The organism is Pseudomonas sp. FW300-N2F2 (genome assembly GCF_017351655.1).
GTDB classification, from domain to species: Bacteria; Pseudomonadota; Gammaproteobacteria; order Pseudomonadales; family Pseudomonadaceae; genus Aquipseudomonas; species Aquipseudomonas fluorescens_AA.
Genome location: NZ_JACNDQ010000001.1, coordinates 472,668 through 489,383, shown reverse-complemented (window position 1 = coordinate 489,383; position 16,716 = coordinate 472,668). Strand labels below are relative to the sequence as shown.

Below are 16,716 nucleotides of genomic sequence, written 5' to 3'. Positions count from 1 at the left end.
TTGTTTCGAGGATGCACCATGACGCTATCCCTGCCCCAGAACTACCGCGAGATTCTCATCGGCCTGGGGGAAAACCCCGAGCGCGAAGGTTTGCTCGACACCCCAGTGCGTGCCGCCAAGGCCATGCAGTACCTTTGCCACGGCTATGAACAAAGCGTCGAGCAGATCGTCAACGGCGCGCTGTTCGCCTCTGACAACGATGAAATGGTGATCGTCGCCGACATCGAACTCTATTCCCTGTGCGAACATCACCTGTTGCCCTTCATCGGCAAGGCCCATGTGGCTTATATTCCTACCGGCAAGGTCCTGGGGCTGTCGAAGGTCGCCCGGTTGGTCGACATGTTCGCCCGCCGCCTGCAGATCCAGGAGAACCTGACCCGGCAAATCGCCGACGCCGTGCAGCAGGTCACCCAGGCCGCTGGCGTGGCGGTGGTGATCGAGGCCCAGCACATGTGCATGATGATGCGCGGTGTCGAAAAACAGAACTCGACCATGAACACCTCGGTGATGCTCGGCGCCTTTCGCGATTCCAGCACCACGCGCCAGGAGTTCCTGCAATTGATTCGACGGAGCAAGTAAATGCCACAACTTCAGCCAGCCATGGCACGCATCAAGGTCAAGGACCTGCGCCTGCGCACCTTCATCGGCATCAACGAGGATGAAATCCTCAACAAGCAGGATGTGTTGATCAACCTGACCATCCTCTATGCCGCCCAGGAGGCGGTGCGCGACAACGACATCGACCACGCGCTGAACTACCGCACCATCACCAAGGCGATCATCGCCCACGTGGAAGGCAACCGCTTCGCCCTGCTCGAACGCCTGACCCAGGAATTGCTCGACCTGGTCATGGCCAACGAGTCGGTGCTGTACGCCGAAGTCGAAGTCGACAAGCCCCATGCCTTGCGATTCGCCGAATCAGTGTCGATTACGCTCGCAGCAAGTCGGGCTGCTTCGTAGCAGCTGCAAGCCTCAAGCTGTAAGCTTCAAGCCTGACCACCGCAAATCCACTCTTGCAGCTTGAAGCTTGCCCCTTGAAGCTGCCTCGCAGAGACCTCCATGAACGACCAACAACGCCTCGAACTCGAAGCCGCCGCTTTCCGTCGGCTGGTTGCCCACCTGGACAGCCGCAAGGATGTGCAGAACATCGACCTGATGAACCTCGCCGGTTTCTGCCGCAACTGCCTGTCCAAGTGGTACAAGGCCGCCGCCGATGAGCGCCAGGTCGAGGTCAGCCTCGACGACGCCCGCGAAGTGGTCTACGGCATGCCGTACGCCGAATGGAAAGCCCAATACCAGAAAGAAGCCAGCGCCGAACAACAGGCGGCGTTCGCCAAAGGAAAACCCGATGCCTGACCTCAATACCCTGCGTACCTGCCTCAAGAGCGGCGAACATGCCTTCGCCGACACCCTGGCCTTTATCGCCGCCGGCTACGACTACCAACCCCAAGCCTTCAACAACGGTGGCGTGCAAAACGCCGCCGGGCAGAACGAAGGCTCGTGCAAGACCTTGGGCCTGGCACTGCTCGAAGGCTTGAGCGATGAAGAAGCACTGCTGGCATTCGGTGAACATTACCGTTCGGTACTGGCCACGCCCGAAGGCAGTGATCACGGCAATATCCGTGCGCTGATGGTGCATGGGCTGGCAGGTGTGAAGTTCGACGAGCAGCCGCTGCAACGGCGCTGATCGATCCTGCCTGTGTGGTGAGATCCGCTTTTGTGGCGAGGGAGCTTGCTCCCGCTGGGCTGCGCAGCAGACCCAAGCAGTCAGACTCAATTTGCCTGGCACACCGGGTCGCCAGGTTTCGGGGCCGCTTCGCGCCCCAGCGGGAGCAAGCTCCCTCGCCACAAGCTCATTCCAAGTAAGCGGCGCCTCACCACATCCCGACTTTTAAGATTGACCCGGCAACTTTATTTCGTTTGCCGGGCCCCTCTGCTCGCGGCTTAGATAACGGAAATTTCTCCTTCGTCCGGGCCGTCATCCATGAGCAGCGAAACCATCAGCCAATCGATCTCCATCGTGCATCCCGTCAGCCTCAGCCACGGCAGGAATGCCGAGGTCTGGGACACCGACGGCAAACGCTACATCGACTTTGTCGGGGGCATTGGTGTGTTGAACCTCGGCCATTGTCATCCGCGCATTGTCGAGGCGATCCGCGAACAGGCTACGCGGCTGACGCACTACGCATTCAACGCCGCCCCTCACGCTCCCTATATTGAATTGATGGAACGCCTGGCGGCGTTTGTTCCGGTGGATTACCCGGTCAGCGGCATGCTCACCAACAGCGGCGCCGAGGCGACGGAGAACGCCTTGAAGATCGTGCGGGGCGCCACGGGCCGTACCGCCGTGATCGCGTTTGACGGTGCCTTTCACGGCCGCACCCTGGCGACCCTCAACCTCAACGGCAAGGTCGCGCCTTACAAACAGAAAGTCGGTGTCCTGCCCGGGCCGGTGTATCACCTGCCGTACCCCAGCCAGGACAACGGCGTCACCTGCGCAGAAGCCTTGAAGGCCATGGAGCGGCTGTTCAGCGTCGAGATCGATGTGAATGACGTGGCCTGTTTCATTGTCGAACCGGTGCAGGGCGAAGCCGGCTTCCTGGCGATGGACGTGCCCTTCGCCCAGGCCCTGCGGCAGTTCTGTGATGACAAGGGCATTGTGCTGATCATCGATGAGATCCAGTCCGGCTTCGGCCGCACCGGCCAGCGCTTTGCCTTCTCCCGATTGGGCATCGAACCAGACCTGATCCTGCTGGGCAAAAGCATTGCCGGCGGCGTGCCCCTGGGGGCCGTGGTGGGACGCAAGGCGCTGCTGGACAACCTGCCCAAGGGTGGCCTGGGCGGCACCTACTCGGGTAACCCCATCGCCTGCGCCGCCGCACTGGCGACCCTGGACGAAATGACCGACGCCAACCTGCACGCCTGGGGCGTGCAACAGGAAGAGGCGATCGTCAGCCGCTACGAATCCTGGCGCAGCCGCGGGCTAAGCCCTTACCTGGGCCGCCTGACCGGCATCGGCGCCATGCGCGGCATCGAGCTGAGCCACGCCGACGGCACCCCGGCTTCGGCACAATTGACGCAACTGCTGGCCCTGGCACGGGAATCGGGCCTGCTGCTGATGCCCAGTGGCAAGTCGCGACACATCGTGCGGCTGCTGGCGCCGTTGACGACCGAGCCGACAGTGCTGGAAGAGGGGTTGGATATTCTGGAGGCATGCCTGGCGAAGCTGGCCTGAAATGCAGTGCTTCTGAGCACACAAAAAACCTGTGGGAGCGAGCTTGCTCGCGATAGCGTCAAGTCTGCCGACATCGATGTTGACTGATACACCGCCATCGCGAGCAAGCTCGCTCCCACAAGGGTTCATCGCCAGGTATTCGGGCATAAAAAAACCGGCCGAAGCCGGTTTTTTTATTCCCGATGGATCAGAACGAAGCGTTCTGCAGGCCATCCAGGTAACGCTCGGTGTCCAGGGCTGCCATGCAACCGGCACCGGCCGAGGTGATCGCCTGGCGGTAGACGTGGTCGGCCACGTCGCCGGCCGCGAAGATCCCTTCGACGCTGGTGGCGGTGGCGTTGCCGTCGCGGCCGCCCTTGACCACCAGGTAGCCGTCCTTGAGCTCCAGCTGGCCTTCGAACAGCGAGGTGTTCGGCGTGTGGCCGATGGCGATGAAGACACCGTCGACCTTGATCTCGTCAAAGCTGCCGTCGTTGTTCTTCAGGCGGGCACCGGTCACGCCCATGTTGTCGCCCAGCACTTCGTCCAGGGTCGCGTTGAGCTTGAGGATGATCTTGCCTTCGGCGACGCGGGCGTTGAGCTTGTCGATCAGGATCTTCTCGGCGCGGAAGGTTTCGCGACGGTGGATCAGGGTGACCGTGCTGGCGATGTTGGCCAGGTACAGCGCCTCCTCGACCGCGGTGTTGCCGCCACCGACCACAGCCACTGGCTTGTTGCGGTAGAAGAAACCGTCGCAGGTGGCGCAAGCCGACACACCTTTGCCCATGAAGGCTTCTTCCGACGGCAGGCCCAGGTAACGAGCGCTGGCGCCGGTGGCGATGATCAGGGCATCGCAGGTATAGGTCGCGCTGTCGCCGGTCAGGGTGTACGGCTTGGCGGCGAAGTCCACGGCATTGATGTGGTCGAAAACGATCTCGGTCTCGAAGCGCTCGGCGTGTTCCTTCATGCGCTCCATCAAGGCCGGGCCGGTCAGGCCGTGGACGTCGCCCGGCCAGTTGTCGACTTCGGTGGTGGTGGTCAATTGACCGCCAGCCTGCATGCCGGTGATCAGCAGCGGCTTGAGGTTGGCACGGGCCGCATAAACCGCAGCGCTGTAACCGGCAGGGCCGGAACCAAGGATAATCACTCGCGAATGACGCACTTCAGACATGACCTGCTCCTGTTGACCGGACCTTGCGGGCCGGAACGCCGGGTGAGGGCGTGAATAAAAAAGGACCGTTGACGCACTTGGGGAAGGCTTGGGTTCGACAGTCCTGGAAAAGAATGGGTGCAGCGTATCGAGGGAGCGAAGATTAAGGAAATACGGTTTAACAATCCAGCTCATAGGTGAGCTCTATCCGCAGCGGCCCCTTCAATAGGCGCATTCGCTGCCATAAAGGTTGTTACGCGCCATGTCGCCGCTTTCCCGCGCTGGGTAAAGCCGGTAAGGTCGGCGCGTTCACCTTCGCTCGGAGTCACCTATGCCCGCCCCCGTCCTGTCCGGCCCGCAATATTTGCGAGAAGGCCTCAAGCTGGTCCTGAGCCCGGGCCTGCGCCTGTTCGTACTCTTGCCCCTGGCGATCAACCTGGTGCTGTTCGTCGGATTGATCTACCTGGCCGGCCATCAATTCAGCCTGTGGGTCGATACGCTGATGCCGTCGCTGCCAGAGTGGCTGAGCTTCCTCAGCTATGTGCTCTGGCCACTGTTCGTGGTGCTCGTCGTGCTGATGGTGTTCTTTACCTTCACCATGCTCGCCAACATCATCGCCGCGCCGTTCAACGGTTTTCTCGCGGAAAAAGTCGAAGTGGTCATCCGTGGCACCGACGACTTCCCGGCCTTCAGCTGGGCCGAGTTGATTGCCATGATCCCCCGGACCCTCGGTCGGGAAGCACGCAAACTCGGCTATTTCCTACCCCGCGCCCTGGGGTTGTTCGTGCTGTCGTTCATCCCCGTGGTCAATCTGGTGGCGGCACCGCTGTGGCTACTGTTCGGCGTGTGGATGATGGCGATCCAGTACATCGACTACCCGGCGGACAACCACAAGCTGGGCTGGAACGAAATGCTCGCCTGGCTGCGGGAAAAACGCTGGCAGAGCCTGGGCTTTGGCGGCAGCGTGTACCTGGTGCTGCTGATCCCGGTGGTGAACATCCTGATGATGCCAGCGGCAGTGGCCGGCGCGACCTTGTTCTGGGTGCGCGAGCAAGGCGCCGAGACCGCCCTGGCCCGTCAGGGCTGAGCCGTCACAAATCCATCATCCTGGCGTCACAATGACGAAATGGCCCCGGTCGACACTGGGGTCATGACCACACCCCTGCACATTACCCTGATCACCGAAACCTTCCCGCCGGAAATCAATGGCGTGGCCAATACCTTGGGCCGCCTGTACGACGGCTTGCGCGCCCGCGGGCATCAGGTCGAGTTGATACGGCCTCGCCAGGCCGACGACTTACGCCAAGCCAGTGACGAGCAGTTGCTGCTGTGCCGGGGCTGGCCGCTACCGGGCTATCCGGGTTTGCAGTGGGGCCAGGCGTCGATGCACAAGCTGCTCAGGCGCTGGAAACGTCATCGTCCGGACGTGCTCTACATCGCCACCGAAGGGCCGCTGGGTTTGTCGGCGCTGCGGGCGGCACGGCGCCTGGGCATCTCGGTGGTCAGTGGTTTCCACACCAATTTCCAGCAATACACTCAACAGTACGGCCTCGGGCTGTTGAGTCGCGTGCTCACCCATTACCTGCGCTGGTTTCACAACCGCTCCAGCCTGACCCTGGTGCCCAGTCTCAGCCAGCGCCTGGAATTGGAACGACGGCATTTCGAGCGCGTGGCGTTGTTGTCCCGCGGCGTGGACAGCCAACTGTTCCATCCGGTCAAGCGCTCGTCGAGCCTGCGCGAAGCGTGGGGCCTGGGCGACGACGATATCGCCGTGCTCCATGTCGGACGCCTGGCACCGGAAAAAAACCTGGGGCTGCTCAAGCGCAGTTTCGACACGCTGTGCAGCGCTTTTACGGGGCGACGGATGAAGCTGGTGATAGTCGGCGACGGCCCGCAGCGATCCGAGCTGGAACAGGAATTGCCCGAGGCGATCTTTTGCGGCTCGCAACGCGGTGAGGCGCTGGCCAGCCACTATGCGTCCGGGGATGTGTTTGTCTTTCCGAGCCTGACCGAAACCTTCGGCAACGTGGTGTTGGAGGCGCTGGCGTCCGGGCTGGGTGTGGTGGCCTACGATCAGGCCGCGGCTGCGCAACACATTCGCCACGGCTATAACGGCGTGCTGGCGATGCCGGGGGATGAAGAGGCGTTCTGCGATGCCGCCCGTTGGCTGCTGGAGGAGCGCGAGACCTTGCGTTGCGTGCGGCTCAATGCGCGCCAGCATGCCAGTCGCCAGGGTTGGGCGGCGGTGATCGAGCAATTTGAAGCGCAGCTGCGAGGGGTTTGCGTGGGTGAGCAGGTGATGCCTGTTGCGCCGACTGTGCGCTGAGTCTTCGGCGATATTGAGATCGCCATCGCGAGCAAGCTCGCTCCCACAGGGGATCTTTGTCGAACACCAGAATCATGTTCGCTGAAGATCAAATGTGGGAGCGAGCTTGCTCGCGATAGCGTCAGATCAGGCGCCGCTTAAACCAGCGTCATCAACGCCTCGCGACTGAACGGCAAGATCTCCTGCTCCCGCCCTTCACGGACTTTTTGCGCCCAGTCCGGATCCACCAACAGCGCACGCCCCACCGCCACCAGGTCGAACTCATCGTTGTTCAAGCGCTCCAGCAGCTTTTCCAGGCTGGCCGGTTGCGCGACTTTGTCGGTGTTGACCATGAACTGCAGGAACTCGCCATCCAGGCCGACGCTGCCGACGGTGATGGTGGGCTTGCCGGTGAGCTTGCGGGTCCAGCCGGCCAGGTTCAGTTCGGAGCCTTCGAACTCCGGCTCCCAGAAGCGCCGTGTCGAGCAGTGGAAAATGTCCACGCCCGCCTCGGACAACGGCTTGAGAAATTCGTCCAAGGCTTCGGGGGTCTGCACCAGGCGCGCGGTGTAATCCTGCTGCTTCCATTGGGAGAAGCGGAAAATGATCGGGAAACCCTCGCCCACCGCCGCCCGCACGGCACGGATCAATTCGATCGCGAAGCGCGAGCGGTTGGCCAGGCTGCCGCCATAACCGTCAGTGCGCTGGTTGCTGCCTTCCCAGAAGAACTGGTCCACCAGGTAGCCGTGGGCGCCGTGGATTTCCACCCCGTCCATGCCGATGCTCTGGGCGTCTTTCGCCGCCTGGGCAAACGCAGCGATAACCTCGTCGATATCGGCCTGGGTCATGCCGTGGACCACCACCTGGCCGTCCTTGAGTTTTTCGCTCGGACCATAGCCGGGCACGCTGGCGTCCGGCTCGGTGCCGATGCGTCGCACACTGCCCACGTGCCACAACTGTGGAACGATCTTGCCGCCTTCGGCATGCACCGCATCGACCACCTGCTTCCAACCGGCCAGCGCGGCGTCGCCGTAGAAATGCGGCACATTCGGATAACCGTTGGAGGCCTTGTGCCCGACCGTCGTGCCCTCGGTGATGATCAGGCCGACCCCGGCCGCCGCGCGGCGACGGTAGTACTCGACCACCTTGGCGTTCGGCACGCCACCCGGCGAAAAGGAACGGGTCATCGGCGCCATCACCACCCGGGTTGGCAACTCGAACGCGCCGAGGTGGAAGGGTTTGAACAGGGCTTTTGCAGGCATGGGGCACTCCACGGGACGAAGTCACAGGTCGGATATGACGACGATAATATGGAGCATGGGAAGCGCTGGGTAGCACTATTGATTTGAATGATTAAGGATCAGAAGGAAGCGCTGAGGGGGGCTCAACCAGAACCCCCGTGGCGAGGGAGCTTGCTCCCGCTCGGTTGCGCAGCAACCGCAAAGAAAAGGGCTGCTACGCAGCCCAGCGGGAGCAAGCTCCCTCGCCACAGAGGACATCATCATGGCTGCAATGCCCTTGGGAATCAGCCCAGTGCTTTTTCGATCGCCTGGATCACCGTGGGATCATCCGGCGCCGTACGCGGCGAGAAGCGCGCCAGCACCCGACCGTCCTTGCCGAGCAGGAATTTTTCGAAGTTCCAGGTAATGTCCCCGGGAAACTCGGCCCCCTCGCCCGCCAGCAGGCGATACAACTGGTGACGATCATGACCGTTCACGTCCAGCTTGCTGGACAGCGGAAACGTCACGCCGTAGTTGAGGCTGCAGAATTCCTGGATTTCCTGCTCGGTCCCCGGCTCTTGCCCGGCGAACTGATTGCAGGGCAGGCCCAGCACGCTGAACCCCTTGTCCTTGTATTGCTGATAAAGATTTTCCAGCGCCGCGTACTGAGGCGTCAGGCCACATTTGGAGGCGACGTTGACCACCAGCACGACTTGCCCCTTGAACGGCGCCAGAGCAAGCTCCTGACCATCCAGGGCTTTGAGTTTAAGGTCGTGGAAAGCACTCATGACGAACTCCAGGTTTGCGGATCTTTTCGAAACATCCATGGGTGATGCTAACAGCAAGCGACTAAAAAGGCGCCATAGGGCGCCTCTCCAGTCAACCTGAGCGTAGCGCACAAATCAATGGTGATGGCCACCTTCGCCATGGACGTGACCATGGGCGATCTCTTCCTGGCTGGCATCACGGATGTCGACGATCTTGACCTTGAAGTTCAAGCGCTGGCCAGCCAACGGGTGGTTGCCGTCAACGGTGACGTCATCGCCTTCCAGGTCGCGGATGGTGACGATCTGCATCTGGCCATCGGGCGCCGAGGCGTGGAACTGCATGCCCACTTCCAGCTCATCCACGCCTTCGAACATGCTGCGGCTCAGGGTGCTGACCAGTTCGGCGGAGTATTCACCGTAAGCGTCTTCCGGCTCGACGGTAACGTTCAGGTCGTCACCGACCACTTTACCTTCCAGGGCTTTTTCCAAGCCCGGGATGATGTTGCCTGCGCCATGCAGGTAGACCAGCGGAGCGCCGCCGGCAGAGCTGTCGATGACCTCACCAGCGTCGTTGGTCAGGGTATAGTCGATGGAGACAGCCTTATTGGCGGCGATCAGCATGGGGCGAGACCTTTTGCATAAGAATGAAGAACGGACAAGTCTAAACAAGGATTTGCCCGAAAGCGAACGGAACCCGGACAAACGGGCCTGCTCGAACAGACCGACGGTCACCGGTTTGCACCAGGATGAGGACGGGCACTGGGTGGCCGAGCTGTCCTGCGGCCATACCCAGCACCTGCGCCACCAGCCCCCCTGGCAATCCCGGGCCTGGGTGCTGGACCCTGTGCAACGTATTGAAAAAATAGGCCAGCCCTTTGCTTGCGGCTGGTGCGCTCAAGGCCCGGTTAGCGATAACCTTGGCGACTGAATTGTAGGTAGACGGCCAGTCATAGGCCGCGCCATTGCCATGCTCCTTTAGAGAATCCGCATGCAAACTTTTTTTATCGCACCCACCGATTTTGGCGTGGGCCTGACCTCCATCAGCCTCGGGCTGGTGCGTACCCTCGAACGGGCCGGGCTGAAAGTCGGCTTTTTCAAACCCATTGCCCAGCCGCATCCCGGCGACACCGGGCCGGAACGCTCCACCGAGCTGGTGGCCCGCACCCATGGCCTCAAGCCTCCGCAGCCCCTGGGCCTGGCGCACGTCGAGCGCATGCTCGGCGACGGCCAGCTCGATGAGCTGCTGGAAGAAATCATCACCCTTTACCAGCAAGCGGCCATCGGCAAGGACGTGCTGGTCGTCGAAGGCATGGTCCCGACCCGCAACGCCAGCTACGCCGCCCGGGTCAACCTGCACCTGGCCAAGAGCCTCGACGCCGAGGTCATCCTGGTGTCGGCACCGGAGAACGAAGTACTGACCGAGCTTTCCGGGCGGGTGGAGTTGCAGGCGCAGCTGTTCGGCGGGCCGAAGGACCCGAAAGTCCTCGGGGTGATCCTGAACAAGGTCCGCACCGAGGAAAGCATGGAGGCGTTTTCCGCACGGCTCAAGGAGCACTCGCCCTTGCTGCGCAGCGGCGATTTCCGCCTGCTCGGTTGCATCCCGTTTCGCCCCGAACTCAACGCCCCGCGCACCCGCGACGTGGCCGACCTGATGGGCGCCCAAGTGCTCAATGCCGGCGACTACGAAACCCGGCGCATGAGCAACATCATCATTTGCGCCCGCACCATGCGCAACACGGTGGAACTGCTCAAGCCCGGCGTGCTGGTGGTGACCCCCGGCGATCGCGACGACATCATCCTCGCCGTGAGTCTGGCCGCGATCAACGGCGTGCCACTGGCCGGCCTGCTGCTGACCAGCGACACCCTGCCCGACCCTCGCATCATGGACCTGTGCCGCGGCGCCTTGCAGGCAGGGTTACCGGTGCTGTCGGTGAGCACCGGCTCCTATGACACCGCCAACCTGCTCAACGGCCTGAACAAGGAAATCCCCATCGATGACCGCGAACGTGCGGAGATCATCACCGATTTCGTCGCCAGCCACCTGGACGCCAAATGGCTGCACCAGCGCTGTGGCACACCGCGGGAAATGCGCTTGTCGCCGGCGGTGTTCCGCTATCAGTTGATCCAGCGCGCCCAAGCCGCCAACAAACGCATCGTGCTGCCCGAAGGCAGCGAACCGCTGACCGTCCAGGCCGCCGCCATTTGCCAGGCCCGGGGCATTGCCCGCTGCGTGTTGCTGGCCAAACCGGCCGACGTCGAAGCGGTGGCCCGCGCCCAAGGCATCGAGCTGCCACCGGGGCTGGAGATTCTCGACCCGGATTCGATTCGCGAGCGTTATGTCGAACCGATGGTGAGGTTGCGCAAGAGCAAAAGCCTGAACGCGCCGATGGCCGAGCAGCAACTGGAAGACACCGTGGTCATCGGCACCATGATGCTCGCACTGGATGAGGTCGACGGGCTGGTATCCGGGGTCATCCACTCTACCGCCAACACCATCCGCCCGGCGTTGCAACTGATCAAGACCGCGCCGGGTTGCTCCCTGGTGTCCTCGGTGTTTTTCATGCTCTTTCCCGAAGAAGTGCTGGTCTACGGCGATTGCGTGATGAACCCGCACCCCAGCGCCGCGGAACTGGCGGAAATCGCCCTGCAAAGCGCCGACTCGGCCGCCGCGTTCGGCATCACACCGCGGGTGGCGATGCTCAGCTATTCCAGCGGCGAGTCGGCCAGTGGTGAAGAAGTGGAAAAAGTCCGTGAAGCCACCCTGTTGGCCCACGAAGCCCAGCATGGCCTGCTGATCGACGGTCCACTGCAATACGACGCCGCCGCCAATGAAACCGTGGCGCGGCAATTGGCGCCCAACAGCCAGGTGGCCGGCCGGGCGACGGTCTTCATCTTCCCCGACCTCAACACCGGCAACACCACCCACAAGGCCGTGCAGCGCAGCGCCGATTGCGTCAGCCTCGGGCCCATGCTGCAAGGCTTGCGCAAACCGGTGAATGACTTGCCCCGCGGCGCCCAGGTCGACGACATCGTGTACACCATCGCCCTGACCGCGATCCAAGCCGCCAACCGACCTTTGGATATTTAAATGCTGGACTTCCTGCCTCCCCCTTTGCGCGGCGTCATTGCCTCGCTGCTGTTGGCGCTGAACACCATCGCCTGCTGCACACCGCTGTTCATCGTGGCGATTTTCAAGCTGTTGCTGCCCTTCCCCACCGCCCAGCGCTTCACCGACTGGCTGATGGGCCACATCCACGAGGCCTGGATCAGCAACAACAAGGCCTGGATGAACCTGCTGCGCCGTACCCGCTGGCACCTCAGTGGCCTGGAGGGCCTGGACTACCAGCATTCTTACCTGATCACCAGCAACCACCAGAGCTGGGTCGACATCATGGTGTTGCAGTACGTACTGAACCGGCGCATCCGGCCGTTGAAGTTCTTTCTCAAGCAGGAACTGATCTGGGTGCCGGTGATCGGCCTGGCCTGGTGGGCCCTGGGCTTCCCGTTCATGAAGCGCTACTCCAAGGCGTACCTGGAAAAACACCCGGAAAAGAAAGGCAAGGACCTGGAAACCACTCGCAAGACTTGCGCGAAGTTTCGCAACAACCCCGTGGGCATTTTCAACTTCGTCGAAGGCACGCGTTTCACCGACGGCAAGCATGCCCAGCAACAGTCACCGTTTCGCTACCTGCTCAAGCCCAAGGCTGGCGGCATCGCGTTTGTGCTCGATGCCATGGGTGAACAACTGGAATCGATCATCAACGTGACCATCCATTACCCGGGCGGACGTCCGGGGTATTGGGATTTTCTCTGCGGCAACGTTGGGGAAGTGGTGGTGCACTTCCAGGAACTGAAGATCCCGCCGCAGTTCATCGGCAAGAACTACGACCAGGACGGCGTGTATCGCCTGGAGTTCCAGGGCTGGATCAACCAGCTGTGGCAGGACAAGGATGCGTTGCTTGCGCAGATGCACCGCGAGTATCCCGGTAAATCCTGAGGTGTCTGTACTGGCCTCATCGCGAGCAAGCTCGCTCCCACAGGGATTGTTGGGTTCGCATCAATCCCTGTGGGAGCCGAGCTTGCTCGCGATAGCGTCCTTCCAGACAACAAAAAGCCCGCAGACGATCACTCATCTGCGGGCTTTTTACTGACAGCGGCGTTCCTTAGATCGCCCCACGCTTGCGCAGCAGATCCAGCACCTGCTTGACGCTCTCTTCCAGTGTCAGCGCCTGGGTGTCGATGACCAGGTCGGCATCCAGCGGCACGTCATACGGGAAGGACTCGCCCGGGATGTTGTCGCCGGCGGCGGCATACAGCCCTTGCGGATCACGCTGGGCACACACTGCTGGCGAGGCCTGGACGTAGACCGTCAGCAGACGCTCACGGCCGATCAGGTCCTTGGCCTGCTCACGCCCTTCGGCACTCGGCGCGACGAACGCGGCGAGGGTCAGCAGGCCGGCTTCGTTGAACTGACGGGCGACATGCGCCGCACGGCGCCAGTTCTCGGTCCGCCCGGCACGATCCTGGGGCAGGCCCTTGTTCAGGTCATGGCGCAGGTTCTGGCCATCGAGGACAAAGACCGCACGACCCGAATCGAACAACTTGCGCTCGACCGCATAGGCCAGGGTGCTTTTACCCGCGCCCGACAGGCCACTGAACAACACCGTGGCCGGTTGCTGGCCGAAGCGCTGGGCGCGTTCTTCCACCGACACATGGGCCAGTTTGCCGTGGTGCGTGCTGCTGCCGTGGGTCAACGGCTGGGCGACGATCATACCGGCACCGACCGTGCCGTTGGTCAGGCGATCGATGACGATGAAGGCGCCGGTGGTGCGGTTGCTTTCGTAACCGTCCAGGGCGATCGGCGCATCCAGGGCGATCTTCACCTTGCCGATTTCGTTGAGCTGCAGCGCGCTGGCCGGGCCCTCTTCAAGGGTGTTCACATCCACCTTGTTGACGATGCTGGCAATGGAGCCCGGCACGTAGCTGGTGGCGCGCTTGATGTCGTATTTCTTGCCCGGCAGCATCGGCTCTTCGGCCATCCACACCAGCATCGCTTCGAAGCTGTCGGTGACCGGCGGAACGTTGTCGGCATGCACCAACAGGTCGCCACGGGAGATGTCGATCTCGTCTTCCATGGTCAGCGTGACCGCCTGGCCTGGACCGGCGTGCTCCAGCTCGCCTTCGAAGGTGACGATGGATTTCACGCGGCTGCTCTTGCCCGACGGCAGCACCACCACTTCGTCGCCCTTGTGCACGATGCCGCTGGCGAGGGTGCCGGCGAAACCGCGGAAGTTCAGGTTCGGACGGTTGACGTACTGCACCGGGAAACGCAGGTCGGTGAAGTTGCGGTCGCCCGCCACTTCCACGGTCTCGAGGATTTCCATCAGCGACTGGCCGGTGTACCACGGCGAACGCTCGGACTTGTTCACCACGTTGTCGCCCTTGAGGGCGGACATCGGCACGAAGTGCATGCTGGTGGGCTTCATCTTCAAGCCTTCGGCGAACTTCAGGTAGTCGGCCTTGATCGACTCGAACACGCCCTGGTCGAAGTCCTTGAGGTCCATCTTGTTGATGGCCACGACGATGTGCTTGATGCCCAGCAACGAGGCGATGAAGCTGTGGCGACGGGTCTGGGTCTGCACGCCGTAGCGGGCATCCACCAGGATGATCGCCAGGTCACAGGTGGAGGCACCAGTGGCCATGTTGCGGGTGTACTGCTCATGGCCGGGGGTATCGGCGATGATGAACTTGCGCTTGGCAGTGGAGAAATAGCGGTACGCGACATCGATGGTGATGCCCTGCTCGCGCTCGGCCTGCAGGCCGTCGACCAGCAACGCCAGGTCGATATCGTCCCCGGTGGTGCCGACTTTCTTCGAATCGCGGGTGATGGCTTCCAGGTGATCTTCGTAGATCATCTTGGAGTCGTGCAGCAGGCGCCCGATCAGGGTGCTCTTGCCGTCGTCGACGTTACCGCAGGTCAAAAAGCGCAGCAGCTCTTTACGCTCGTGCTGGCCCAGGTAGGCGAGGATGTCCTCGCTGATCAAATCAGATTGATGCGACATGACAGCCCCTTAGAAATAACCTTGACGTTTTTTATCTTCCATCGAGCCTGCGCCATCGTGGTCGATGACCCGGCCCTGGCGCTCGGAAGTTCGCGTCAGGAGCATTTCCTGGATGATATCCGTCAGGCTTTCGGCCTCGGACTCCACCGCGCCCGTCAACGGGTAGCAGCCAAGGGTACGGAAACGCACTTTCTTCTTGACGATACGGGCTTTGTCTTCGTCGGACAGGTGCTCGAGGATGCGCTCGTCGTCGATCATGATCAGCGTGCCGTTCTTCTCGATCACCTCACGCTCGGCGGCGAAGTACAGCGGCACGATCGGGATACCTTCGAGGTAGATGTACTGCCAGATGTCCAGCTCGGTCCAGTTCGACAACGGGAATACGCGGATCGACTCGCCTTTGTTGACCTTGCCGTTGTAGACGTTCCACAGTTCCGGACGCTGGTTCTTCGGGTCCCAGCGGTGCTTGCTGTCACGGAACGAGTACACGCGCTCCTTGGCGCGGGATTTCTCTTCATCGCGACGGGCACCGCCGAACGCGGCGTCGAAACCATACTTGTCCAAGGCCTGCTTGAGGCCTTCGGTCTTCATGATGTCGGTGTGCTTGGCACTGCCGTGGGTGAACGGGTTGATGCCCTGCGCCACGCCGTCCGGGTTCACATGGGTGATCAGGTCCAGGCCCAGTTCCTCGACCATGCGGTCGCGGAACTTGTACATTTCCTGGAATTTCCAGCGGGTGTCGACGTGCATCACCGGAAACGGCAGCTTGCCGGGGAAGAACGCCTTGCGTGCCAGGTGCAGCATCACGGCGGAGTCTTTACCGATGGAGTACAGCATCACCGGGTTATCGAACTCGGCGGCCACCTCGCGGATGATGTGGATGCTTTCCGCCTCCAGCTGTTTCAGATGCGTCAGTTTGTCGACCATGGCTACTCACGAAAACTTTCTTATGAACGGCCAGCGGGCCGTGTTCGAGCGGGGAATCCTAGCACAGCGACCTCTTCTAATCAGGGCGCCAACTAGATCGAAACAGCATATGGATATGCCTGGTGGTTCGGGCACTGCAGTGAACGCTGTGGGAGCAAAGCTTGCTCGCGATAGCGGCGTTGCATGTGCCGACGTCATCGCGAGCAAGCTTTGCTCCCACAAGGGATCTGCGTTGAGTCAGATGGGATTCGGGCAATCGATGAAGATGTGCTCCAGGGCAAAGCGTCGCGCCAAGTAGTCGCCCAGCGCCTGGACACCGTAGCGTTCGGTCGCATGATGCCCGGCGGCGATGAAGCTGATGCCGTTTTCCCGCGCGCTGTGGAATGTCTGCTCCGACGCCTCGCCGCTGAGGTACAGGTCGACCCCGGCCAGCACCGCCTGATCGATATAACCTTGGCCACCACCGGTGCACCAGCCGACCCGGCGGATCATCTGCCCGCCTTCGATCAGCAGGGGCTCGCGCCCCAGGGCATCCTGAACCTTGCGCGCGAAATCCCGCGCCGTCATTGGTTCGGACAGGGAGCCGACCAGACCGACAACCTTGGGGTTATCCGGGTCCAGGGGGCCCTCGACGGTGATGTCCAACTGGCGGGCCAACTGCACGTTATTGCCCACCTCGGGGTGCAGGTCCAGGGGCAAGTGATAGGCCAACAGGCTGATGTCATGCTTGAGCAACGTCTTGAGACGACGCTGTTTCATGCCGGTGATACAAGGGTTCTCGCCCTTCCAGAAATAACCGTGATGCACCAGCACCAGGTCAGCCTCGGCCTCGACGGCGGCATCGAGCAGCGCCTGGCTGGCGGTGACACCGCTGACGATGCGCATCACCTGGGGCGCGCCTTCGACCTGCAGGCCGTTGGGGCAATAATCGGCAATCCGGCTGCTTGCCAGGTAACGGTCCGCTTCTTCAACCAGGGTGTTCAGGGCTACGGCCATAAAAGACTCCTAAATATCCCGTTCAGAGGCGCGCGCGGCCTCGTATAATGCGCGACATTATGGGCGGTCTCATAC

17 protein-coding genes are annotated in these 16,716 nt (G+C 61.9%); 10 read left to right on the top strand and 7 right to left on the bottom strand.

Annotated features, from left to right (window positions below):
• Positions 1-18: 18 nt before the first annotated feature.
• The 5 genes from folE (at position 19) to J4E63_RS02285 (ending at position 3,235) form a co-directional block, all read left to right on the top strand.
• Positions 19-579 carry a GTP cyclohydrolase I FolE gene (gene folE, locus J4E63_RS02305; protein WP_060740690.1) on the top strand — a complete coding sequence of 187 codons (561 nt, stop codon included), beginning with the start codon at positions 19-21 and terminating at the stop codon, positions 577-579.
• Entirely contained in the window at positions 580-960 is a 381-nt protein-coding gene (folX, locus tag J4E63_RS02300) for a dihydroneopterin triphosphate 2'-epimerase (protein ID WP_014340149.1), read from the top strand.
• 99 nt (positions 961-1,059) lie between these two features.
• Positions 1,060-1,356, top strand: a complete 297-nt coding sequence (locus J4E63_RS02295) for a DUF1244 domain-containing protein (protein WP_003205454.1) — start codon at positions 1,060-1,062, stop codon at positions 1,354-1,356.
• The gene (locus J4E63_RS02290; protein WP_207280954.1) at positions 1,349-1,687 is read left to right on the top strand and encodes a HopJ type III effector protein; all 339 of its coding nucleotides are present in this window, start codon (positions 1,349-1,351) and stop codon (positions 1,685-1,687) included. Before J4E63_RS02295 ends, J4E63_RS02290 begins: the two co-directional genes overlap by 8 nt.
• Positions 1,688-1,984: 297 nt before the next feature.
• Positions 1,985-3,235: an aspartate aminotransferase family protein gene (locus tag J4E63_RS02285; protein WP_207280953.1), complete on the top strand. Its 1,251-nt coding sequence runs from the start codon at positions 1,985-1,987 to the stop codon at positions 3,233-3,235.
• 187 nt (positions 3,236-3,422) lie between these two features.
• Here J4E63_RS02285 and trxB read toward each other — a convergent pair whose 3' ends face one another.
• Complete coding sequence (gene trxB, locus J4E63_RS02280) at positions 3,423-4,385, bottom strand: thioredoxin-disulfide reductase (protein ID WP_003205459.1); 963 nt, start codon at positions 4,383-4,385, stop codon at positions 3,423-3,425.
• A gap of 310 nt (positions 4,386-4,695) precedes the next feature.
• Between trxB and cysZ the strand changes: the two genes are divergently transcribed.
• Both cysZ and J4E63_RS02270 read left to right on the top strand, forming a co-directional pair.
• A complete protein-coding gene (gene cysZ, locus J4E63_RS02275; RefSeq protein ID WP_053125122.1) occupies positions 4,696-5,451 on the top strand; it encodes a sulfate transporter CysZ in 756 nt (251 codons plus the stop codon).
• Positions 5,452-5,490: 39 nt separating this feature from the next.
• Positions 5,491-6,690: a glycosyltransferase family 1 protein gene (locus J4E63_RS02270; RefSeq protein WP_207280952.1), complete on the top strand. Its 1,200-nt coding sequence runs from the start codon at positions 5,491-5,493 to the stop codon at positions 6,688-6,690.
• 137 nt (positions 6,691-6,827) lie between these two features.
• Here J4E63_RS02270 and J4E63_RS02265 read toward each other — a convergent pair whose 3' ends face one another.
• The 3 genes from J4E63_RS02265 to J4E63_RS02255 form a co-directional block, all read right to left on the bottom strand.
• Positions 6,828-7,931, bottom strand: coding sequence for an NADH:flavin oxidoreductase (locus J4E63_RS02265; RefSeq protein WP_192262133.1), 1,104 nt, complete (start codon positions 7,929-7,931; stop codon positions 6,828-6,830).
• 263 nt (positions 7,932-8,194) lie between these two features.
• Positions 8,195-8,677, bottom strand: coding sequence for a glutathione peroxidase (locus J4E63_RS02260; RefSeq protein WP_072409398.1), 483 nt, complete (start codon positions 8,675-8,677; stop codon positions 8,195-8,197).
• A 114-nt stretch (positions 8,678-8,791) separates the two neighbouring features.
• Entirely contained in the window at positions 8,792-9,277 is a 486-nt protein-coding gene (locus J4E63_RS02255; protein ID WP_207280951.1) for a peptidylprolyl isomerase, read from the bottom strand.
• On the opposite strand from J4E63_RS02255, the gene J4E63_RS02250 reads away from it, so the two are divergent.
• The 3 genes from J4E63_RS02250 to J4E63_RS02240 are packed head-to-tail and all read left to right on the top strand — an operon-like array spanning position 9,246 to position 12,653.
• Entirely contained in the window at positions 9,246-9,584 is a 339-nt protein-coding gene (locus tag J4E63_RS02250; protein ID WP_060740683.1) for a DUF3565 domain-containing protein, read from the top strand. The genes J4E63_RS02255 and J4E63_RS02250 overlap by 32 nt on opposite strands.
• Positions 9,585-9,644: 60 nt before the next feature.
• Entirely contained in the window at positions 9,645-11,744 is a 2,100-nt protein-coding gene (gene pta, locus J4E63_RS02245; protein WP_207280950.1) for a phosphate acetyltransferase, read from the top strand.
• On the top strand, positions 11,745-12,653 hold the full coding sequence (locus tag J4E63_RS02240) for an acyltransferase (protein WP_207280949.1): 909 nt from the start codon (positions 11,745-11,747) through the stop codon (positions 12,651-12,653).
• Positions 12,654-12,819: 166 nt separating this feature from the next.
• On the opposite strand, the gene cysN is transcribed toward J4E63_RS02240, so the two are convergent.
• From cysN to J4E63_RS02225, 3 genes are all read right to left on the bottom strand, one after another.
• Entirely contained in the window at positions 12,820-14,718 is a 1,899-nt protein-coding gene (gene cysN, locus J4E63_RS02235) for a sulfate adenylyltransferase subunit CysN (protein WP_060740680.1), read from the bottom strand.
• 9 nt (positions 14,719-14,727) lie between these two features.
• Positions 14,728-15,645, bottom strand: coding sequence for a sulfate adenylyltransferase subunit CysD (gene cysD, locus J4E63_RS02230; RefSeq protein ID WP_003178041.1), 918 nt, complete (start codon positions 15,643-15,645; stop codon positions 14,728-14,730).
• 237 nt (positions 15,646-15,882) lie between these two features.
• On the bottom strand, positions 15,883-16,641 hold the full coding sequence (locus tag J4E63_RS02225) for a Nif3-like dinuclear metal center hexameric protein (RefSeq protein ID WP_060740679.1): 759 nt from the start codon (positions 16,639-16,641) through the stop codon (positions 15,883-15,885).
• Positions 16,642-16,716: the final 75 nt, after the last annotated feature.